This is a genomic window from Streptomyces sp. N35, from assembly GCF_016464295.1.
In the GTDB taxonomy this organism is placed as follows: domain Bacteria; phylum Actinomycetota; class Actinomycetes; order Streptomycetales; family Streptomycetaceae; genus Streptomyces.
Genome location: NZ_JAEIMH010000032.1, coordinates 14354 through 35332, shown reverse-complemented (window position 1 = coordinate 35332; position 20979 = coordinate 14354). Strand labels below are relative to the sequence as shown.

Genomic DNA, 20979 nt, shown 5'->3' with positions numbered 1-20979 from the left:
AAATACCGAACATGCCTTTGCGAGAACCGCCCAGAACGGAGACCCGGTCATGGCCCAAGCCGCAGCCGTGGCGAAACCGCCCCCGAAGCGCCGTAAGTCGGTGACGCCGCGCAGGCTCCCGTATCTGCTGATCGCGCCCGCGGGCCTGCTGATGCTGGGCTTCATCGCCTACCCGGTGATCAGCGTCTTCTACTACAGCCTGCAGCACTTCAACCCCACCAAGCCCTGGCGCAACGGCTTCGCGGGCTTCGAGAACTTCACGAAGATCTTCACCGACGACCCGCTGTTCTGGGACACGCTGCTGTTCAGCGCCAAGTGGGTCGTGGTCGAGGTCGGACTGCAGCTGCTCTTCGGGCTCGCGCTCGCCCTGATCGTCAACCAGACCTTCGTGGGCCGGGGCCTCGGCCGTGCCCTGGTCTTCTCGCCCTGGGCCGTGTCCGGCGTCCTGACCTCGGTGATCTGGGTGCTGCTCTACAACTCCCAGACCGGTATCACCCGTTACCTCGCGGACTGGGGGATCGGCACGTACGGCACCTCATGGCTGTCGGACACCGCCACCGTCTTCCCCGCGGCGATCGTCGCCGACCTGTGGCGAGGCGTGCCGTTCTTCGCGATCCTCATCCTCGCCGACCTGCAGTCCGTCTCGAAGGACCTCTACGAGGCCGCCGAGGTCGACGGAGCCAGCCGCATCCGGCAGTTCTTCCACATCACGCTGCCGCACCTCAAGGACGCCATCGTCCTGTCCACGCTGCTTCGCTGCGTATGGGAGTTCAACAACGTCGACCTCCTCTACACGCTCACCGGCGGCGGCCCGGCCGGCGAGACCACCACGCTGCCGCTGTATGTCGCCAACACCAGCGTGGACGCCCACAACTTCGGCTACGCCTCGGCCCTGACCACGGTGGCCTTCGTGATCCTGCTCTTCTTCTCGTTCCTCTATCTGCGCCTCAGCAAGTTCGGAGGTGACCAGAAGTGATCACCGAAATAGCCCCGGCGGACACCAAGGTGAAGACCGTGGAGCCCCCGAAGACTCCCCGCGGCACAGGCAGGCGCCGCAGGGCCTGGGACGAGGCACCGCGCTGGCAGATCTATCTGCCGCTCGGCATCTATCTCCTCTTCACCCTGATCCCCTTCTACTGGATCCTGCTCTTCGCCCTGCGCCCGGCAGGATCGACCTCGCTCGTGCCCTGGCCGATGACCGGCGAGCATTTCGCGAAGGTGTGGACCGAGCGCAGCTTCGGCACGTACTTCGTGAACAGCGTCTGGACCGGTGTCGCCACCCTGATCCTGACCACCGTGGTCGCGCTGATCGGTGGCTACGCGCTCGCCCGCTTCGACTTCAAGGGCAAGCGGGGCTTCATGCTGGCGCTGCTGTGCTCGCAGTTCGTGCCGGGCGCGCTGCTCCTGGTCCCGCTGTTCCAGATCTTCGCCGAGCTCCAGATGATCAACTCGCTTGTCAGCGTGGTCATCGCGGAGACGGTGTTCCAGCTGCCGCTGTCGATGATCCTCATCAGCGGCTTCATCAAGAACGTTCCGTACTCCCTCGAAGAGGCCGCCTGGGTGGACGGCTGCAGCCGTCTGCGCGCCTTCCTCACGGTGGTGCTCCCACTGCTCCGCCCGGGCCTGATCGCCGTCGGCTCCTTCGCCTTCGTGCACGCCTGGAACCACTTCCTGTTCGCCCTGATGTTCCTGAGCGTCCAGGAGAAGCAGACCATCCCGGTCGGCCTCAACACCCTGCTCAGCGCGGACAGCGTGGACATGGGAGCACTCGCGGCAGGCGGCATCATCGCGGCCGTCCCGGTGGTGATCGTGTTCGCGTTCATCCAGAAGTGGCTGATCACCGGCTTCAGTTCGGGGGCGGTGAAGGGATGAGCGCCCTCAAGGTGGTACTCGCCGGCGCACGTGGCCACGGCAACTGGCATCTGCGCAACGTGCGCCGCCTCGCCGAGCAGGGCCGGGTCGAACTCGTCGGCATCTGCGACCCCGTGCCGCTGACCTCCGCGGAGCTCGAAGGCTTCGACGGCGTACGGCAGGACGCCGATCTCGCCGCCCTGCTGGATGCCACCGGCGCGCAGCTCGCGATCCTGTGCACCCCGATCCCGACCCACGCCGACCTGGCGCTGACCTGCACCCGGCGCGGTGTCCATCTGCTCCTGGAGAAGCCCCCGGCGGCTTCGTACGCCGACTTCCGGCGGATCCAGGACGGGGTACGGGAGGCCGGTGTGGCCTGCCAGATCGGCTTCCAGTCCCTTGGCTCGCGCGCCATCCCCGCGATCCGGGCCCTGCTCGCCGCCGGTGAACTGGGCGAGGTCACCGGGATCGGCGCGGCGGGCAACTGGTGCCGCGACGAGGCGTACTGGCAGCGGGCCCGCTGGGCCGGACGACGCCGCCTGGACGGCGTCGACGTGATCGACGGAGTGCTCACCAATCCGCTCGCCCACGCCCTGGCCACCGCGCTCGCCCTGGACGGTTCCACGCTCGCCGAGGACGTGGCCGGCGTGGAGACCGAGCTCTTCCACGCGTACGGCATCGAGGCCGACGACACCTCCTGTCTGCGCCTGACCACCGCGCGGGGCCGCCGGATCACCGTCGCGGCGACGCTGTGCGCCGAACAGAGCGCGGAGCCGTACGTGATGGTGCACTGCACCCGCGGCCGGGTCACCCTCTACTACCGCGAGGACCTGGTACTGCTCCAGCGGCCGGACTGCGGCCCCGAGGAGATCCACTACGGGCGGATCGACCTCCTGGAGAACCTCGTCGAGCACCTCACCGACGGCACCGAGCTCCTGGTGCCGCCGGAGCGGGCCGGGGCGTTCATGCGCGCGCTCGAAGCGATCCGGCTCGCTCCCGCACCACGGCAACTCCCCGGTTCCGCCTGGCGGTTCGCGCCCGACGGGCGTCGCGTCGTCCCCGGGATCGACACGCTCACGGCCGAGTCCGCCGAGCGGCTCGCCCTGTACTCGGAGCTCGGCGCCGACTGGGCCACGGTCCCGGCGCCGGTTCCCCCGGGCACGGAACCCGGTTTGTCGCCGAACTCCCGGCAGACGGAGGTGGAGGCACGATGACCATGGACGTACTGGGCGATCTGGACCTGCAGTGCGGCGAGCTGAAGGTGGCCCGCTACCGGACCTATCCGGAGGTCCCCAAGCGCCTGTCGCCGCGCCCCTACCTGCACCCCGTACGCACCCTCGCCGGCACCCTCGTCACCGAGGAGCGGCCCGAGGACCATCTGCACCACCTCGGCGTCGGTGTCGCGATCCCCGATGTCGAGGGGCACAACTTCTGGGGCGGCACCACCTATGTGCCGGGCCGGGGACCGACCGAGCTCGACAACCACGGCACGCAGGTGCACACCGGGTACTCGCTGCGCGACGAGGACGGATTCGTCGAGGAGCTCGACTGGACGACCGGCGGCGGGCAGGTCCTGCTGCGGGAGCACCGCACCGTCGCCGCCGTGCAGCTCGGCTCCGGCGCCTGGGTCCTCGACTTCACGTTCTCGCTCCTCAACGCCACCGGCTCCGCGCTGAGCTTCGGCAGCCCGCAGACCAACGGGCGCTCCGGCGCCGCGTACGGCGGCTTCTTCTGGCGGGCGCCCAAGGAGGCCATCGCGCCCCGGGTGTTCACCGCGCGGGCCGAGGGCGAGGTGGAGGTGCACGGCACCCGCGCCGACTGGGTGGCGTTCGCCGGTTCGACCTGGTCGCTGGTCTTCGCGGCGGGCACCGACCGTACGCGCAAGGACCCTTGGTTCGTACGGGCAGCCGGCTACCCCGGCGTCGGCTCCTCGCTCGCCTTCGACGAGCGGCTCCCGCTCGGTGCGGGCAAGACGCTGGTCCGCCGGATCCTCACCGTCGTCGCCGACGGCCGGGTCGGCAAGGACGCGGCCGCCGAGCTCGTCGGCGAGGCCACCGAGGCGGTGGGCCGGTGAACACCGCCTTCGGCGCCGACCTCGGCGACGGCACGTACCGCAATCCGGTCCTGAACGCCGACTGGTCCGACCCCGACGTGCTGCGCGTCGGCGAGGACTACTACCTGACCGCGTCCAGCTTCGGCCGCGTCCCGGGTCTGCCCCTGCTGCACTCCCGTGACCTGGTCAACTGGACGTTGATCGGGCACGCCCTGGACCGCCTCGTACCGGAGGAGTCCTTCGCCGTGCCCCGGCACGACTGCGGGGTCTGGGCGCCGTCCCTGCGCCATCACGACGGACGGTTCTGGATCTTCTGGGGCGATCCCGACCAGGGGATCCACCAGGTGAACTCCCCGTCCATGGAAGGCCCTTGGACCTCCCCGCACCTCGTCAAGGAGGGCAAGGGGCTCATCGACCCCTGTCCGCTGTGGGACGAGGAGAGCGGCGAGGCGTACCTCGTGCACGGCTGGGCGCGCTCACGGTCCGGCGTGAAGAACCGGCTCACCGGCCACCGGATGCGCCCCGACGGCACCGGGCTGCTCGACGAGGGCAAGGTGATCGTGGACGGGGACGCCATCCCCGGCTGGTTCACCCTCGAAGGGCCCAAGATCTACCGGCACGACGGCTGGTACGTGATCCTCGCGCCCGCCGGGGGAGTGGAGACCGGCTGGCAAGGGGCGCTGCGGTCGCGGGACTTCTTCGGCCCGTACGAGGAGCGCATCGTCCTGTCCCAGGGGGACACCCAGGTCAACGGCCCCCACCAGGGCGGCTGGGTGCGCACCCACAACGGTGAGGACTGGTTCCTGCACTTCCAGCAGCGCGGCGCCTACGGACGGGTCGTCCACCTCCAGCCGATGCGCTGGAGCACCGACGGCTGGCCGGTCATCGGGGACGGCGGAGCGCCCGTCGCCGTCCACCCGAAGCCCGACCTGCCCGAACAGCCGCTCTCCGTACCGGACATGGACGACGACTTCCCCGGCGGGCGGTTCGGACCGCAGTGGCAGTGGACCGGCAACCCGGACACCTCCTGGGCCGGGGGCGGACACGGCTCCGCGGACGGGCTGCGGCTCGGCTGCGTGCCGACAGAGGCGGCCGGCGATCTGCGGCGGGTGCCGAGCGTGCTCACGCAGCGGCTGCCCGGCGCTCCCGCGACCATCACCGTCGACCTCGACCTCCACTCCAGCGCGCCGGGTGCGCGCGCCGGGCTCGTACTGCTCGGCGACGCCTACCGATGGGTGGGCCTGGAGCGGGGCGCGGACGGGGCCGTCTCGCTCGTGCACCGTTTCGGGGAGACGGTGGCGGTGCACGAGCGGGACGCCGCGTACGCCAGGACCCTGGCCCATGGGGCCGGCGCACGGCTGCGGATCGAGGCGGGTGAGGGCGGCCGGTGTCGTTTCCTCGCCGACACCGGGGACGGATTCCGCGCCGCAGGGCCCGAGTTCGTGGCCGCTCCCTGGAGGTGGGTGGGCGCGCTGCTCGGACTGTTCGCGCTCGCTCCGGAGAGCTCGGCGCAGGCCTCTGAGGGCACCGGGTCCGCGGTGTTCACGCACTTCCGGATACGGGCCGCCTGAGGGCCGGCCGTCCGCGCAGCCCACACCTGTTCGGCCGCCCTCGCGTACGACTGCACCACCTCACGCACGCCAACTCCCGTACAACGCATGCCTTTTTCAGGAGCCGTGATGCCGAAAACCGTACGTAAACACCGCCGAGTGGCCGCAGTCGGCGCCATGACCGTCCTGCTGGCGAGCGCCGCGACGCTCCCCGCGTCCGCCGCCGCCTCCGGCAAGGGCGTCCGCCCCGCCGTCCTCAAGGTCCCCGCCCAGTACCCCACCGTGCAGGCCGCCGTGGACGCGGTCCCCGCCGGCAACACCCGGCCCGTGACGATCAAGCTGGCGCCCGGCACGTACCGCGAGAAGGTCAGAATCGGTGACGAGCAGCACCGCATCAGCCTCGTCGGCACCGGCGGCGACCGCGACGACACCGTGATCGTCTTCGACACCCCTTCGGGAGAGCCGAAGCCGGAGGGCGGGACGCAGGGCTCCTCGGGCAGCGCCACCGTGATGGTGCGCGGCGACGACTTCACCGCCCGCAACCTCACCTTCGTCAACGACTTCGACGAGGCCGCGCACGAGATCAGCGGGGAGCAGGCGCTCGCCGTGAAGACCACGGGGGACCGGCAGTTCTTCGAGGACGTCGCCTTCCTCGGCAACCAGGACACCCTGATGACCGACACCCCGGCGCTCACGGAGGTCTCCCGGGTCTACATCCGCGACTCCTACATCGAGGGCGATGTCGACTTCATCTACGGGCGGGCCAGCACCGTCATCGAGGACTCGGTGATCAAGGCCATCAGCCGTGGCTCCACCACCAACAACGGCTGGCTGGCAGCCCCTTCGACCTGGAAGGACAACCCGTACGGGATGCTCATCACCGACTCCGAGGTGATCAGCGACGCCCCCGACGGGAGCTTCCACCTCGCCCGCCCCTGGCACCCGGGCGGCAACCCGGACGCGATCGGCCAGCTGGTGATCCGCGAGACGAAGCTGCCCGCGGCGATCAAGGCCGCGCCCTACACCGACATGAGCGGCTTCTCCTGGCGTGAGGCCCGCTTCTTCGAGCACCGCAACTACGGTCCCGGCGCCGCACCCGAAGGACCGGACCGCCCGCACCTCGATCCCGCGCTCGCCGACGACTTCGAGCGCGCCGACTATCTGCGCGGCTGGAACCCGTGCTGAGCCCCAAGTCCCCGGCGGTGAACTCCTGTTCGCCGCCCCTCGCCCCCCACACCCGACCCGCAAGGCCACACCCTCGACACGAAGAGAGCCGATCATGAGCAGTAACCCGTTCCGCACCGGACGTGGGCGCCGCGGCGCCGGCGCCCTCGCCCTCGCCACCGTGCTCGCCCTGACCGCCGCGGCCTGCGGTGACGACGGAAGCGGCAAGGCAGGCGACAAGGGCGACGAGGGCTCCGGCAAGGGCGAGATCACCTTCTGGGACAACAACGGCGGTGTGCGCACCGACATCTGGAAGGAGATCATCGCCGACTTCGAGAAGGCCAACCCGGACATCAAGGTCAAGTACGTCGGTATCCCGTCCGAGTCGGTCCAGTCCAAGTACGACACGGCCCTCCAGGGCGGCGGCCTGCCGGACGTCGGCGGTATGGGCACGGCGATGCTCGCCAGCTACGTCGCGCAGGGCGCGCTCGATCCGGTGGGCGACCGTATCGACAAGGGCCCGCTGAAGGGCAAGCTGAGCCCGACGATGGTGGACAGCGTGCGCGCCGCAGGCGGCGGCGATGAGCTGTACACCGTCCCGACCTCCGCGAACAACGGCACACTCTGGTACCGCACCGACCTGTTCGAGGCCGCGGATCTCGAAGAGCCCTCGACCTGGCCGAAGTTCTACGAGGCCGCCGAGAAGCTGACCGATGCCGGCAAGAACAAGTTCGGCTACACGATCCGCGGCGGCGAGGGCTCCATCGCCCAGGCGCTCGACGCGGCCTACGGGCAGTCGGGGATCACCTCGTTCTGGGAGGGCGACAAGACCACCGTCAACGACCCGAGGAACGTCGAGGCCCTGGAGAAGTACGCGGCCCTCTACAAGAAGACGACGCCGTCCGCCGACGTCAACAACGACTTCAAGAAGATGGTCGCCCAGTGGGACAGCGGCCAGATCGGCATGCTGAGCCACAACCTCGGCTCGTACCAGGACCATCTGAAGGCGCTCGAGGGCAAGTTCCGCGGCATCCCGGCTCCGACCCAGGAAGACGGGACCCGGGTCCAGGTCTCCAACCCGGTCGACGGTCTCGGTCTGTTCAAGTCGTCCAAGAACAAGGACGCGGCCTGGAAGTTCATGGAGTTCGCCGCCGGCCACGAGTCCAACAGCAAGTGGAACGAGTCGGCCGGCGCCATTCCGGCGAACACCGAGGCGGCCGGTGACGACTGGATACAGCAGGCCGAGGCCACCAAGCTCGCGGCCGAGGTACTCAACAGCGGCGAGGTCAAGGTCGTCCAGCTGCCGTACTACCTGCCGGACTGGAACTCCCTCTCCAAGGCCGACAACGAGCCCAACTTCCAGAAGGTCCTGCTCGGCAAGATGTCGGCGAAGGACTTCCTGGACACCCTCGCCGAGCAGCTGAACGAGGCGCAGGCGGAGTGGAAGCAGCAGCAGTAGGGCTCCTTCTCCGCGGTACGGGGCGGCCGCGTCGCAAGGGGTGCGGCCGCCCCCTCTCGTATCCCTTCTGCGAAAGCGAGGCACCAGGACATGTCCCTGACCCGTAGACAGCTCGTCGCGGCCACCGTCCTCGCGGCGGCCACCGTGGCCACCGGGGCCGGTGCGGCCTCCGCCGCCTCCGGGGCCGCCAAGGGCCGCCGGCACCGCACCCTCTACATCGCCGGTGACTCCACAGCCGCCCAGAAGTACACCGACGCCGCACCCGAGACCGGATGGGGCATGGCGCTGCCCTTCTTCCTCGGCCGGGGGCTCACCGTCGCCAACCATGCGACGAACGGCCGCAGTTCGAAGAGCTTCTTCGACGAGGGCCGCCTCGACGCGATCCTCGAGGCGATCGCTCCCGGCGACCTGCTCCTCATCCAGTTCGGCCACAACGACTCCAAGGCCGCCGATCCCGTCCGCTACACGGAGCCGTGGTCGACGTACCAGGACTATCTGCGCCGCTACGTGGACGGTGCGCGCGCGGCCGGCGCGCGGCCGGTGTTCGCGACCTCCGTGGAGCGGCGCAAGTTCGACGCCGCGGGCCACGCGGCGCCGTCGCACGGCGAGTACCCGGCGGCGATGACGGCGCTCGCCACCGAGCAGCGCGTCCCGCTCCTCGACATCCAGGCGCTGTCCATCGAGCTGTGGGACAAGCTCGGCGCCGAGCCGGCCAAGGCGTACTTCAACTGGACGCCCGAGAAGCAGGACAACACCCACTTCAGCCCGCTCGGCGCCGTCGAGGTGGCCCGCATGGTCGCCGGCGAACTGCTGCGCACCCGCGTCCTGGCCGCCCGCGAACTGCGCCGCCTGGACGACGAGATCCCCACCTCGTGGATCACCTGGCCGACCGTGCCCGCGAACTGACGCTCCACTCCCCGCGAGCCCGCACCCGTGAACTGACAAGGAGCTGCCCGTCATGTCCCGTACAGCCAGACGTACCGCCAGACGTACCGCCCTCCTGGCGGCCGCCACCGCCGTGACCCTCGGCCTCACCGGAGCCGCCCCCGCTCAGGCGCACCCCAAGAGCCCGGACCCCGCCCGCGCGACCCTCCCCGCCGGTGACGGCTGGGGCTCCGAAGGTGCCGGTACCACCGGTGGGTCCAAGGCCGCCCGCGAGCACGTGTACACCGTCGACACCTGGGAGGAGTTCCGTACCGCTCTCTCCCACGAAGGCACGGCTCCGAGGATCATCAAGGTGCGCGGCACCCTGAACGCCACCGCGAGCGGCTGCGAGGCCTTCGAGGCCGAGGGCTACGACTTCGAGAAGTACCTCGCCGACTACGACCCCGCGGTCTGGGGCCTCGACACCCCGGTCAGCGGTCCCCAGGAGGAGCTGCGCGCCGCGTCGGCCGCCGCTCAGGACAAGGCCATCAAGGCCTTCGTCCCGTCCAACACCACGATCATCGGCGTGGGCCGCGACGCCGGGATCGTCGGCGCCAGTCTCCAGATCAAGGACGTGGACAACGTCATCGTCCGCAATCTCACCGTGGAGAGCCCCCTCGACTGCTTCCCGCAGTGGGACCCCACCGACGGTGCGACCGGCGCCTGGAACTCCGAGTACGACGCCTTCGTGGTCTACAACTCCACCCATGTCTGGGTCGACCACAACACCTTCACCGACGGCCGCTACCCCGACAGCTCACTGCCCTCGTACTACGGGCAGACCTACCAGCAGCACGACGGCCTCCTGGACATCGTGCGCGGCGCCAACCACGTCACCGCCTCCTGGAACTCCTTCGAGGACCACGACAAGACGCTGATGATCGGCAACAGCGACAGCGCGGCCGCCACCGACGCGGGCAAGCTGAAGGTCACGCTGCACCACAACCGCTTCACGAACGTCGTCGAGCGCGCGCCCCGCGTCCGCTTCGGCCAGGTCGACATCTACAACAACCACTTCGAGGTCAAGCCCGGCCAGAAGTACGGGTACAGCTTCGGCGTCGGTATGGAGTCGCGGATCCATGCGGAGAAGAACTCCTTCTCGCTGCCGGCGGGCGTGGGCGCGGGCCTCATCCTCAAGAAGTGGAAGGAGGCCCCGCTGACGGCCGAGGGCAACTACGTCAACGGGCGGGCGACGGACCTGATCGCCGTGCACAACGCGGAGATCCCCGCCGAGCAGCTGCAGTCCGGCGCCGGCTGGACGCCCACGCTGCGCACCAAGGTCGACGATCCGCGCTCGCTGGCCGGGAAGCTGGCCGCGAAGGCGGGCGCCGGAAAGGTCTGCTGACCCCGGCAACCTTCCGTGGGGTGGCGGCAACCCCCAGGTGGCCGGACGGATCCGTGCCCTCGCGCTGGGACGCGCGGGGGTGCGGATCCGTCCGGTCCATCCCGTACATCCCCCACGCCCCCATCCCCCCACAAACAGGACGTTTCATGCCTCGCCACAACTCCCACAGAGGCGCCCCCCCCCGCCGCACCCTGCGGCGCACCGCCGGGGGCCCCACCGCCGCCGGAGCCGCGGCCGGTCCCGCGGGGGTCCTCGGCGGCGGACCGCGCGCCGGTGCGGCGCCCACCCCGAAGGCCCGCACCTTCTCGCACCCCGGCCTCATGAACGCCCACGGCGAGCTCAACCGCGCCAAGGTCAAGGTCGCCGCCGGCGCCGACCCGTGGCTGACCGGCTGGCAGCGCCTGACCGCCAACCCGCACGCCCAGTCCACCTGGACCCCGCGCCCGGTCGCCACCGTCGTGCGCGGCGGCACCGGCCAGAACTACGTGCAGCTCTACCGCGACATCCACGCCGCCTACCAGAACGCCCTGCGCTGGAAGATCGCCGGCTCGCGCGAGCACGGCGACCGCGCCCGCGACATCCTCAACGCCTGGTCCGCGACGCTCACCACGGTCACCGGCAATGCGGACCGCTTCCTCGCCGCCGGCCTCTACGGCTGGCAGTTCGCCAACGCGGCGGAGCTGGTCCGCGACTACCCCGGCTTCGAGCTCGCCCGCTTCCAGAACATGCTCAAGACCGCCTTCCTCCCCCTCAACCAGCAGTTCCTGTCCGGTCACAACGACGCCTGCATCACCAACTACTGGGCGAACTGGGACCTGTGCACCCTCGCCTCGCTCATGGCGATCGGCATCTTCTGCGACGACGAGGCCCTCTACGACCAGGCCCTCACGTATCTGAAGACCGGCGAGGGCAACGGCGCGTTCGCCAAGGCCATCCCCTTCGTGTACGAGGACGAAGGGCTCGCGCAGTGGCAGGAGTCCGGCCGCGACCAGGGCCACACCATGATGGGCATGGGCCAGCTCGGCGCGCTCTGCGAGATGGCCTGGAACCAGGGCGACGACCTCTACGGGTACGACGACAACCGCTTCATGAAGGCCGCCCAGTACGTGGCCAAGTACAACCTCGGCCAGGACGTGCCGTTCACCGAGTACACCTGGGGCACCGGCCGGAACTGCGCCCACCGCGAGCACACCGTGATCTCGGACGTCGCCCGCGGCCAGGCCCGCCCGGTCTGGGACCTGCTCCACTTCCACTACGCGCGCAGGCGGCGCCTGTCCGTCCCGTACATCACCGCGATCGCCGAGAAGGGCCGGGCCGAGGGCGGCGGCGGGGACTACGGGCCGAACAGCGGCGGCTTCGACCAGCTGGGGTTCGGGACGCTCCTGTACGCCAAGTAGCCGCGAGGCGGCGGTATTTGACCTGCCCGTCCAGGCCGCCGCCCCGCTCTTCTCAGACCCTCGTTCCGCCGCTAGGCTTGTCCGGAGTTTCGAAAGCCGCCCGAAATCCCGGACAACCACCGGAGGGGGCGAGGGAAGGGGAGACGTATGGGACGCCTCGTGCCGGCTGTGACCCGGGCCATGGACATTCTCGAGCTGTTCCTCGGGCCGGACGACACCCTCTCCGCCCCCGAGATCACCCGCAAGCTGGGGCTTCCGCGTACCACTGTGCACGAACTGGTGGCGACTCTGACAGCCCGCAGGTACCTGGACTCCGTACCCGGTCAGACGGGCCGCTACCGCCTCGGTGTGCGCACGTACCAACTCGGCAGCACCTACGGCGAGCGGCTCGATCTCGCCGCCGAGGGCCGCGAGGTGGCCCGCAAGGTGGCCGAGACCTGCGACGAGACCGTCCATGTGGCGATCCTCGAAGGCACCGATGTCATCTATGTCGCCAAGGTCGACTCCACCCACGCGGTACGGATGGTGTCCGCCGCGGGCCGCCGGCTTCCCGCGCACTGCACGGCCGTCGGCAAGATGCTGCTCGCGACGCTGCCGGAGCAGGACCTGCGGTCCCGTGTCGAGAGCGCCGAGCCCCTCGCCGCGCTGACCGACCGGAGCATCACCGAGCCGGATGCCCTGCTGCGGCATCTCGCGGGCATCCGCGAGCAGCAGATCGCCGTGGAGGAACGGGAGTCGAACCCGGATGTCTCCTGCGTCGCCGCCCCGGTACGCAACGCGGCGGGCCAGGTCGTGGCCGCGCTCAGCATCTCCGTACCGATGATCCGGTGGAGCGACGAGCGCCAGGAGGAGCTGACGGAGCTCGCGGCCAAGGGCGCCCAGGAGCTCTCCGAGCGGCTCGGGTTCGGACGGGGACGCCGGTGACGCGCGTGGAGGTCGCCCTGCGCGCCGGGGCCCGGCTGGGGGAGGGACCGACCTGGGACCCGGCCGGTCAGCGGCTCCTGTGGGTCGACATCCTCAACTCCCGTATCCATGGCTTCGACCCGGTCTCGGGGCGCCGCACCGTACAGCTCACCGAGCAGCACGTGGGCGCCGCGAAACCGCGCGCCGGTGGCGGCACGGTGGTCAACCTCCGTGACGGCGTGGGGCTTTACGAGGCCGACGGGGCCTTCCGCTGGCTGCACCGCGACCCGGTCCCCGGCCGGCGCGGCAACGACGCGGCCGTCGCGCCGGACGGTGCGCTCTGGTACGGCACGATGCGCTACGACGAGAAGCCCGGCGGCGGCACCCTCACCCGTATCGCCGCCGACGGCACCGCGACGACGGTGCTCGACGACGTGGCCGTGAGCAATGGCACGGGGTGGAGCCCGGACGGCTCGCTGATGTACTACGCCGATTCGCCGACGGGCCGTATCGACGTCTTCACGATGGACGGCATCCGGGCCACGGACCGCCGCCCCTTCGCCCGGATCGACACGGGCTTCCCCGACGGCCTGTGCGTGGACGCCGAGGGGTACGTCTGGGTGGCGCTGTGGGACGGCGGCGCGGTCCTTCGCCATGCGCCGGACGGGACCCTGGACCGCGTGGTCGAGCTGCCCGTCGGGCGGCCCACGGCCTGCGCGTTCGGCGGCCCCGGGCTCACCGACCTCTACATCACGACGGCGGCGGTGGGCGATCCGCACCCGCTCGCGGGCTCCCTGTTCGTCGTACGGGACGCGGGCCTCGGTCTGCCCCAGGCGCCCTTCGCGGGCTGAGCCCGAGGACGCGGGAGTCGAAGCGCCCCGGGACCCATGGGGCGGGGGGGCGCCCGGCCGCCCGGCCCGCGGGCCCCGTGCGCGCTTCGGCGAGCAAGGCTGTCAGGCACCCGCCCGCCGCTTGTTCCACACGTCGAACCCGACCGCCGCGAGCAGCACGAGCCCCTTGATCACCTGCTGGTAGTCGGTGCCGATGCCCACGAGCGACATGCCGTTGTTGAGCACGCCGAGCACCAGACCGCCGATGATCGCCCCGAGTACCGTACCCACGCCGCCGGACATCGACGCACCGCCGATGAACGCGGCCGCGATCGCCTCCAGTTCGAAGTTGATACCGGCCTGCGGGGTGCCCGCGTTGAGCCGGGCCGCGTACACACAGCCGGCCAGGGCGGCGAGCACACCCATGTTCACGAAGACCAGGAAGGTCACGCGCTTGTCCTTGACGCCGGACAGCTTGGCCGCGGCCTTGTTGCCGCCGAGCGCGTACACATGCCGCCCGACCACCGCGTTGCGCATCACGAAGCCCAGCGCGATGAGCAGCCCGGACATGATGAGCAGCACGATCGGGACGCCCCGGTAGCTGGCGAGCAGCATCGTGAACACCATCACCGCGGCCGCGATCGCCGCGCACTTGGCGACCCACAGCTTCAGCGGAAGCACTTCCAGTTCGTACGCGAGCTGGCGGCGCCGGTCACGCCACTGCTGCCAGAGCACCACAACGGCGACCGCGGCGCCGATGAACAGCGTCAGGTTGTGGTAGTTCGTGTCAGGACCGACCTCGGGCAGAAAGCCCTGGCTGATGTTCTGGAAGCCCTTGGGGAACGGGGCGATGGACTGCCCCTCCAGGACGATCTGCGTGGCGCCCCGGAACAGCAGCATTCCGGCGAGCGTGACGATGAAGGACGGGATCCCGACGTACGCGATCCAAAAGCCCTGCCACGCACCGGCGATCGCCCCGATCACGAGCGAGGCGGCCAGCGCGAGCGGCCAGGACCAGCCCTGCTCGACCATGAGGACCGCGGCGATCGCACCGACGAACGCGGCAAGGGAGCCCACCGAGAGATCGATGTGGCCGGCGATGATGACGATCATCATGCCGATCGCGAGGATCAGGATGTAGCTGTTCTGCTGGACGATGTTGGACACGTTGCGCGGCATGAGCAGCGTGCCGTCGGTCCATATCTGGAACAGGACGACGATCAGGCCGAGCGCGATCAGCATCCCGTACTGACGCATGTTGCCGCGCATCGCCGCCATCAGCGCACCGGTCAGCTGTGCGCCGGAGCGGTCCTTCGACGGGGCGCTCGGTGTGGGGGGTTGGTCGGTGGTGACGGGGCTCATGACTCGTTCCTTGCGTGCTGGGTCATCTGGCGCATGAGGACTTCCTGGGTGGCCTCGGCCCGCGCCACCTCACCGGTGACCCGGCCGGCGGCCATGGTGTAGACGCGGTCGCACATGCCGAGCAGTTCGGGGAGTTCGGAGGAGATGAATAGCACCGCCTTGCCGCGCGCCGCGAGCTGGTCGATGACCGTGTAGATCTCGTACTTGGCGCCGACGTCGATGCCACGGGTCGGCTCGTCGAGGATCAGCACCTCGGGGTCGGCGTGGATCCACTTGCCGAGCACGACCTTCTGCTGGTTGCCGCCGCTGAGCCGGCCCACCGTCTCGTACACCGTGGGCGCCTTGATCTTGAGCGAGGTGCGGAAGGATTCGGCGACCCGCCGTTCCGCGTGCTCGTCGACCACTCCGCGCCGGGCCAGTTTCGGCAGCGAGGCCAGTGAGATGTTGCGGTTGATGTCGTCGATCAGGTTGAGGCCGTAGGTCTTGCGGTCCTCGGTGACGTACGCGAGTCCCTGCTTGATGGCGTCCGGGACCGTACGGGTGGAGACCTCCCGGCCGTCGACCAGGACACGACCCCCGTCGTACACCCCGTAGGAGCGGCCGAACACGCTCATCGCGAGCTCGGTGCGGCCCGCGCCCATCAGCCCCGCGATCCCGACGATCTCCCCGCGCCGCACCTCGAGCGAGGCCGAGTCGACCACCTTGCGCTCATGGTCGATCGGGTGGCGCACCGTCCAGTCCTCGACGGCGAGCGCCACCGAGTGCGGGCCCTCGTACGCGGTGCGCTCGGGGAAGCGGTGGTCGAGATCGCGGCCGACCATCCCGCGGATGATCCGGTCCTCGCTCGCCTCGACGGCGTCGAGCGTCTCGATGGTGCGGCCGTCGCGCAGGATCGTGACCCGGTCGGCGACCCTGCGCACCTCGTTCAGCTTGTGCGAGATGAGGATGCAGGCGATCCCCTGCGCCTTGAACTCCAGGATCAGATCGAGCAGCGCCCGGCTGTCCTCGTCGTTCAGGGCCGCTGTCGGCTCGTCCAGGATCAGCAGCTTGACCTGCTTGGAGAGCGCCTTCGCGATCTCCACCAACTGCTGTTTGCCGACGCCGAGATCGGCGATCCGGGTCTGCGGCTTCTCGGCCCCGAGACCCACCCGCTTGAGCAGCGCCGAGGCGTGCCGCAGCGTCTCGCTCCAGGAGATGATGCCGCGGCTCGCGTGCTCGTTGCCGAGGAAGATGTTCTCCGCGATCGAGAGATACGGGACGAGCGCGAGCTCCTGGTGGATGATCACGATGCCGCGCCGCTCACTGGCCCCGATGTCCTTGAACGCGCAGCTCTGCCCCTCGAAGAGGATCTCCCCTTCGTAACTCCCGTGCGGATGAACCCCGCTGAGCACCTTCATCAGCGTCGACTTGCCGGCGCCGTTCTCGCCGCAGACCGCGTGGATCTCGCCGGGTGCGACGCTCAGGTCGACCCCGGACAGCGCCTTGACGCCGGGGAAGGTCTTGGAGATGGCCCGCATCTCAAGGACCGGGGCCCGCACCTCGTGCGTGTCGGTGGCGGGCGCGCTCACTTCAGCTGGCCCTCGGTGTAGTAGCCCTCGTCGACCAGCGTCTGGTAGTTCGTCTTGTCGATGCTGACCGGGTCGAGGAGGTACGACGGGACGGTCTTGGCACCGTTGTCATACGACTTGGTGTCGTTGGTCTCCGGCTTGCCCCCGGTCAGCATCGCGTCCGCCATCTGTGCGGCCTGCTTGGCGAGCTTGCGGGTGTCCTTGTAGACCGTCTGCGTCTGCTCACCGGCGATGATCGACTTGATCGAGGCCAGCTCGGCGTCCTGCCCGGTCACCACCGGCAGGGCCTTGCCGCCGCTGCCGTAGCCGGCGCCCTTCAGGGCGGACAGGATGCCGATCGAGATGCCGTCGTACGGGGAGAGGACCGCGTCGACGTCATCGGTGCCGTAGTTCTTGCTGAGCAGGTCGTCCATCCGCTTCTGCGCGGTGCCGCCGTCCCAGCGCAGCGTGGTGACCTGGTTGAGCCCCTTCTGCCCGGACTTGACCACCAACTGGCCCTTGTCCATATAGGGCTTGAGGGTCTCCATCGCGCCGTCGAAGAAGAACTTGGTGTTGTTGTCGTCGGGCGAGCCCGCGAACAGCTCGACGTTGAACTTCTCGCTCTTCTTCTCGTCCAGCTTCAGGGCGTCGACGATGTACTGGGCCTGCAGCTCGCCGACCTTGTGGTTGTCGAAGGTGGCGTAGTAGTCGACGGCCTCCGTGCCGCGGATGAGGCGGTCGTAGGAGATCACCGGGATCCCGGCTTCCTTGGCGCGGCCGAGCACGTCGGTCAGCGAGGACCCGTCGATGGCCGCGATCACCAGGGCCTTGTGCCCCTTGGCGATCATGTTCTCGATCTGCGCGACCTGGTTCTCGACCTTGTCGTCGCCGTACTGCAGATCGGTCTTGTAGCCCTTGGCCTCGAGCTCCTTCTCCATGTTCTTGCCGTCGGCTATCCAGCGCTCGGAGGACTTGGTGGGCATGGCGATCCCGACGGTGCCGCCCTTGGCGTCACCGGACTTCTGCTCCTTGGAGCCGCCCTCGCTGTCCTGGCCGCAGGCGGACAGGGCGGTGAGCGCGGCGAGTGCGGTGAGGGAGGTGAGGATGCGGGTACTGCGGTGGTTGCGCATGGGCGGTGGGTCCTCTCGGGGCGTACGTATGCGGGGTCGGTGGGGGGAGGGCGGATCAGTCCCGTGCCTCGGGGTCCTGCGGCAGGGGAAAGCGCCGCAGCGCACCGGGCAGGCGCGAACCGAGCGGTGACATCCCGGAGTCGGCGCCGAGGCGGGCGAGCAGATCGAGGACGAGCCGGCCGCGGCGGACCCGCTCGCGTGCGGTGGCCAGCGCGGTGTCGCGCATATGGGCGCCGTACGGATAGATCCCGGGCGCCTTGCTGAGACCGAACTTGAGATAGACCGGCGCGGCCCTGCGGATCAGCTCGGGGACGTCGTACATCCGCACATAGCCGCCGAGGTCGTCGGGCGCCTCGACATAGAGGTCGACGGGGGCGCTGCTGACCCGCCGTATCTCCGTGAGCTGCTGGAGGCTGAGGTCGGACGGCACATTGAGCGAGTCGGCGCCCAGGCGCTCCCAGACGCTGTACGAGGCAGGGTTGACCGGGCCGACGAGCGCGGAGACCTTGAAGGTGGTGTCGGTGGGCAGCACGCCCTGCGCGCGCATCCGGTGCAGGAGCCAAAGGACGCCCTCGTCGGCGACGAGCAGGCACTTCACGCCCAACTCGGCGGCCCGTACCGCGTCTTCGACACAGCCGGCCAGCTGATCATGGCCGCGCGCCCGCAGGCCCGCGCCGCCGGAGGGGGTGCGGGTCGCGGCGCCGGCGTCCCAGGTGCCGCGGGGGCCGGTGAACAGGCAGAGTTCGATGTCACGTTCGGCGCAGGCCGCGACCATCTCGGCGATCTCGCCGTCGGTGAGCATCCAGATGCCGCTGCCCTGGCTGACGCGGTGGATGGGCACGTCGAGCTGTTCGCTCTCCTTGAGCACGACGGCGAGCGCCTCGGGCCCTTCGACGCTGGGTATCTCGGTGCGCCAGCACCCGCCGTCGGGAAAGGCATACGGCGAGCTGTCGGCCTCGCGCAGCTCGGCGGCGCCGAAGCCGAGGCGGCTCAGGGCCGGTTCTCCGGGGGAGTGGGGCACGGCGATCCTTTCGGTTGTTCGAAATCTCGGGCGACGTTCGGAGGTCGGAGGAGGGGTGGAGAGAGGGATGGAGGGAGGGGAGAGGGGCGTACGGGGTGGGCGCGGGCGTCCACCGGTCAGGCCTTACGGCCTGAGCAGCACCTTCCCGACCTCCGGGTCCCCGCTGCCGACCAAGGCGACGGCCTTGTCGTAGGCGCTCAGCGGCAGTTCATGGGTGATCAGGGGCGCCGGGTCGAGGACGCCGGAGCCGAAGGCGCGCACGGCGTACGACCAGGCCGCCGACGGTGCTCCGAACACGCCGTACACCGTGGTCTGCCGCATGGCCAGCGCGACGGGGTCGACGCCCTGCGCGCCCGGAGCGGGGATGCCGGTGAGGGCGACCCGTCCGCCGCGGCGGGTCAGGGCGACCGCCAGCGCGGCCGAGCGCGCGACGCCGGCGGTCTCCACGACCAGGTCGAAGCGGCCGGCCTGTGCCTCGGCCTCGGCGGGGTGCAGATGTCCGGTGGCTCCGAACTGCCGCCCCTGTTCGGCCCGTTGCCGCCTGGGTTCGATCAGGACCAGTTCGCCCGGGGTGTACGCGGCGAGCAGCTGTACGGCGAGCAGCCCGAGGGTTCCGCCGCCGACCACCGCGATCCGCTCGGCCGGGCGGGGCGCGCCCTTCATGACCGCGGAGGCCACCACCGCCGCGGGTTCGAGGAGGGCGGCCGCCCGCAGATCGGCCGCGTCGTCCAGGAGGTGCAGGAGCCGGGCCGGCACGGTCACGTACGCGGCGAAGGCCCCGGGCCGGGTGAAGCCCGTCTCGTCGTAGGCGGCCGTGCACAGGCTGGTCTCGCCGGTCCGGCACCGCTCGCACGTCTGGCAGTTGCGGAAGCCCTCCGCCACCACCTTGCGTCCGACGAGCGCCGGATCGACTCCGGCGCCCACGGCCTCGACGGTGCCCGCCCACTCGTGGCCGGGGGTCACGGGGTAACGGACATAGCCCTCGGGCCGGTTGCCGTCGAACAGCTCGCGGTCGCTGCCGCAGATCCCGGCCGCGTCCACCCGGCAGCGCACCTCACCGGCTGCGGGGCCCTCGGTGGCCGGCCGCTCCAGACGCCACGCGCCGGGCCCCTCCAGGACGACCGCTTCGTGCGTCACCGGTCGGCCCCGGCCGGATCGCGCTTCTCCCAGCCCTCGGCCCACAGGTCGAACCGGGCCTGCTGCTGGGGGAATTCGGCGGCCGCGTCGACGTCGAGCTCGACGCCGAGACCAGGTGCGTCGCTGAGGTGGAAGTAGCCGTCGACCACCTCGGGCGCACCCTTGACCACCTTCTTGATCTCCGCGTCGGCGAAGTCGTTGAAGTGCTCCAGGATCTTGAAGTTCGGGGTGCTGAAGCCGACTTGGAGCGAGGCGGAGGTCAGCACCGGACCGCCGACATTGTGCGGCGCGATCAGCATGTAATGCGTCTCGGCGGTCGCGGCCAGCTTCCGGGTCTCCCAGATGCCGCCGATATGGCCGACGTCCGGCTGGATGATGTCCACGGCCTGGCTCTCGAACAGCTCGCGGAACTCGATGCGGTCGTGGATCCGCTCACCCGTGGCCATCGGGATGTCCACCTTCGCGGCCACCTTCTCCAGGGCCTTGAGGTTCTCCGGCGGCACCGGCTCCTCCAGCCAGGCCGGCTGGAACGGAGCCAGGTCCTTGGCGAGCCGTACGGCCGTGGAAGGCGAGAACCGGCCGTGCATCTCCAGCATCAGCTCGGCGTCGGGCCCGATCGCGTCCCGTACCGCCTCGATCAACGAGACGGCGTACAGGCTCTGCTCATGATCGAGCTCGAAGTGCCCGGTGCCGAACGGATCGATCTTGAGCGCCTTGTACCCGCGCGCCATGACCTGCTGCGCCGCCTTGTGGTACGCCTCCGGGGTCCGCTCGGTGGTGTACCAGCCGTTCGCGTACGCCTTCACCTTGTCGGTGACCTTGCCGCCGAGCAGCTGCCACACCGGTACGCCCAGCGCCTTGCCCTTGATGTCCCAGCAGGCCATCTCGATCACGGCGATACCGGACATCACGATCTCGCCGGCCCGCCCGTAGTCCCCGTACTTCATGCGCTTGACGAGGTCCTCGATCGCGAACGGGTCCGAGCCGACGATGTGGTTGGCCGCGGCCTCGCGCAGATATCCGACGAGCGCGTCGGTGCGTCCCAGCATCCGGGTCTCGCCGACGCCGGTGAGGCCCTCGTCGGTGTGCACCTGTACATAGGTGAGATTGCGCCAAGGGGTGCCGACTACGTGGGTGCTGATGCCGGTGATGCGCACGGCAGTTGACCTTCCCGGTTGTTCGAGATTTCGTCACACGTTCGAAATGCTGGCGTGACAGTAACCGATGCGTTCGGGGAGGTGTCAATGGTCACAACCAGGTCCGTTGCCAGGGAACTTGAGGACAGCTCGAAGGGGCGGGTGGCCGG

18 protein-coding genes are annotated in these 20979 nt (G+C 69.9%); 12 read left to right on the top strand and 6 right to left on the bottom strand.

Going from position 1 to position 20979, the window contains the following annotated elements:
- Positions 1 to 49 precede the first annotated feature (49 nt).
- The 12 genes from JAO81_RS19170 (at position 50) to JAO81_RS19115 (ending at position 13497) form a co-directional block, all read left to right on the top strand.
- Positions 50 to 976, top strand: coding sequence for a carbohydrate ABC transporter permease (locus tag JAO81_RS19170; RefSeq protein WP_199549096.1), 927 nt, complete (start codon positions 50 to 52; stop codon positions 974 to 976).
- Positions 973 to 1872 (top strand): carbohydrate ABC transporter permease, encoded by a 900-nt coding sequence (locus JAO81_RS19165; protein ID WP_199549095.1) that lies wholly within the window; start codon positions 973 to 975, stop codon positions 1870 to 1872. The genes JAO81_RS19170 and JAO81_RS19165 overlap by 4 nt, the downstream gene beginning before the upstream one ends.
- Entirely contained in the window at positions 1869 to 3065 is a 1197-nt protein-coding gene (locus JAO81_RS19160) for a Gfo/Idh/MocA family protein (RefSeq protein WP_199549094.1), read from the top strand. Before JAO81_RS19165 ends, JAO81_RS19160 begins: the two co-directional genes overlap by 4 nt.
- A gap of 2 nt (positions 3066 to 3067) precedes the next feature.
- On the top strand, positions 3068 to 3925 hold the full coding sequence (locus JAO81_RS19155) for a PmoA family protein (protein ID WP_199549139.1): 858 nt from the start codon (positions 3068 to 3070) through the stop codon (positions 3923 to 3925).
- Positions 3922 to 5475 (top strand): glycoside hydrolase 43 family protein, encoded by a 1554-nt coding sequence (locus JAO81_RS19150; protein WP_199549093.1) that lies wholly within the window; start codon positions 3922 to 3924, stop codon positions 5473 to 5475. Before JAO81_RS19155 ends, JAO81_RS19150 begins: the two co-directional genes overlap by 4 nt.
- A 108-nt stretch (positions 5476 to 5583) precedes the next feature.
- Positions 5584 to 6639, top strand: a complete 1056-nt coding sequence (locus JAO81_RS19145; protein WP_374194315.1) for a pectinesterase family protein — start codon at positions 5584 to 5586, stop codon at positions 6637 to 6639.
- Between the two features lie 94 nt (positions 6640 to 6733).
- On the top strand, positions 6734 to 8077 hold the full coding sequence (locus tag JAO81_RS19140; protein ID WP_199549091.1) for a sugar ABC transporter substrate-binding protein: 1344 nt from the start codon (positions 6734 to 6736) through the stop codon (positions 8075 to 8077).
- A gap of 90 nt (positions 8078 to 8167) precedes the next feature.
- Positions 8168 to 8983, top strand: a complete 816-nt coding sequence (locus JAO81_RS19135) for a rhamnogalacturonan acetylesterase (protein WP_199549090.1) — start codon at positions 8168 to 8170, stop codon at positions 8981 to 8983.
- A 52-nt stretch (positions 8984 to 9035) separates the two neighbouring features.
- Entirely contained in the window at positions 9036 to 10346 is a 1311-nt protein-coding gene (locus JAO81_RS19130) for a polysaccharide lyase family 1 protein (RefSeq protein ID WP_199549089.1), read from the top strand.
- Between the two features lie 146 nt (positions 10347 to 10492).
- Positions 10493 to 11743, top strand: a complete 1251-nt coding sequence (locus JAO81_RS19125) for an alginate lyase family protein (RefSeq protein ID WP_199549088.1) — start codon at positions 10493 to 10495, stop codon at positions 11741 to 11743.
- Positions 11744 to 11890: 147 nt separating this feature from the next.
- On the top strand, positions 11891 to 12667 hold the full coding sequence (locus JAO81_RS19120) for an IclR family transcriptional regulator (RefSeq protein WP_199549087.1): 777 nt from the start codon (positions 11891 to 11893) through the stop codon (positions 12665 to 12667).
- Positions 12664 to 13497 (top strand): SMP-30/gluconolactonase/LRE family protein, encoded by an 834-nt coding sequence (locus tag JAO81_RS19115; RefSeq protein ID WP_199549086.1) that lies wholly within the window; start codon positions 12664 to 12666, stop codon positions 13495 to 13497. Before JAO81_RS19120 ends, JAO81_RS19115 begins: the two co-directional genes overlap by 4 nt.
- A gap of 102 nt (positions 13498 to 13599) precedes the next feature.
- Here the strand turns inward: JAO81_RS19115 and mmsB are convergent, their stop codons facing one another.
- The 6 genes from mmsB to JAO81_RS19085 form a co-directional block, all read right to left on the bottom strand.
- Positions 13600 to 14838: a multiple monosaccharide ABC transporter permease gene (mmsB, locus tag JAO81_RS19110; RefSeq protein ID WP_199549085.1), complete on the bottom strand. Its 1239-nt coding sequence runs from the start codon at positions 14836 to 14838 to the stop codon at positions 13600 to 13602.
- Complete coding sequence (gene mmsA / locus JAO81_RS19105) at positions 14835 to 16376, bottom strand: multiple monosaccharide ABC transporter ATP-binding protein (protein ID WP_199549138.1); 1542 nt, start codon at positions 16374 to 16376, stop codon at positions 14835 to 14837. Before mmsA ends, mmsB begins: the two co-directional genes overlap by 4 nt.
- 26 nt (positions 16377 to 16402) lie before the next feature.
- Positions 16403 to 17515 (bottom strand): multiple monosaccharide ABC transporter substrate-binding protein, encoded by a 1113-nt coding sequence (chvE, locus tag JAO81_RS19100; protein ID WP_199549084.1) that lies wholly within the window; start codon positions 17513 to 17515, stop codon positions 16403 to 16405.
- 55 nt (positions 17516 to 17570) lie between these two features.
- Positions 17571 to 18536 carry a U32 family peptidase gene (locus JAO81_RS19095; RefSeq protein WP_199549083.1) on the bottom strand — a complete coding sequence of 322 codons (966 nt, stop codon included), beginning with the start codon at positions 18534 to 18536 and terminating at the stop codon, positions 17571 to 17573.
- 123 nt (positions 18537 to 18659) lie between these two features.
- On the bottom strand, positions 18660 to 19673 hold the full coding sequence (locus JAO81_RS19090; RefSeq protein WP_307813479.1) for an alcohol dehydrogenase catalytic domain-containing protein: 1014 nt from the start codon (positions 19671 to 19673) through the stop codon (positions 18660 to 18662).
- Complete coding sequence (locus JAO81_RS19085) at positions 19670 to 20830, bottom strand: mandelate racemase/muconate lactonizing enzyme family protein (RefSeq protein ID WP_199549081.1); 1161 nt, start codon at positions 20828 to 20830, stop codon at positions 19670 to 19672. The genes JAO81_RS19090 and JAO81_RS19085 overlap by 4 nt, the downstream gene beginning before the upstream one ends.
- Between the last annotated feature and the right edge of the window lie 149 nt (positions 20831 to 20979).

Coding starts and splice junctions, on each gene's coding strand:
- chvE (WP_199549084.1), bottom strand. CDS start 17,515: ATGCGCAACCACCGCAGTACCCGCATCCTCACCTCCCTCACCGCACTC.
- JAO81_RS19140 (WP_199549091.1), top strand. CDS start 6,734: ATGAGCAGTAACCCGTTCCGCACCGGACGTGGGCGCCGCGGCGCCGGC.
- mmsB (WP_199549085.1), bottom strand. CDS start 14,838: ATGAGCCCCGTCACCACCGACCAACCCCCCACACCGAGCGCCCCGTCG.
- JAO81_RS19145 (WP_374194315.1), top strand. CDS start 5,584: ATGCCGAAAACCGTACGTAAACACCGCCGAGTGGCCGCAGTCGGCGCC.
- JAO81_RS19155 (WP_199549139.1), top strand. CDS start 3,068: ATGGACGTACTGGGCGATCTGGACCTGCAGTGCGGCGAGCTGAAGGTG.
- JAO81_RS19130 (WP_199549089.1), top strand. CDS start 9,036: ATGTCCCGTACAGCCAGACGTACCGCCAGACGTACCGCCCTCCTGGCG.
- JAO81_RS19160 (WP_199549094.1), top strand. CDS start 1,869: ATGAGCGCCCTCAAGGTGGTACTCGCCGGCGCACGTGGCCACGGCAAC.
- JAO81_RS19135 (WP_199549090.1), top strand. CDS start 8,168: ATGTCCCTGACCCGTAGACAGCTCGTCGCGGCCACCGTCCTCGCGGCG.
- JAO81_RS19170 (WP_199549096.1), top strand. CDS start 50: ATGGCCCAAGCCGCAGCCGTGGCGAAACCGCCCCCGAAGCGCCGTAAG.
- JAO81_RS19125 (WP_199549088.1), top strand. CDS start 10,493: ATGCCTCGCCACAACTCCCACAGAGGCGCCCCCCCCCGCCGCACCCTG.
- JAO81_RS19120 (WP_199549087.1), top strand. CDS start 11,891: ATGGGACGCCTCGTGCCGGCTGTGACCCGGGCCATGGACATTCTCGAG.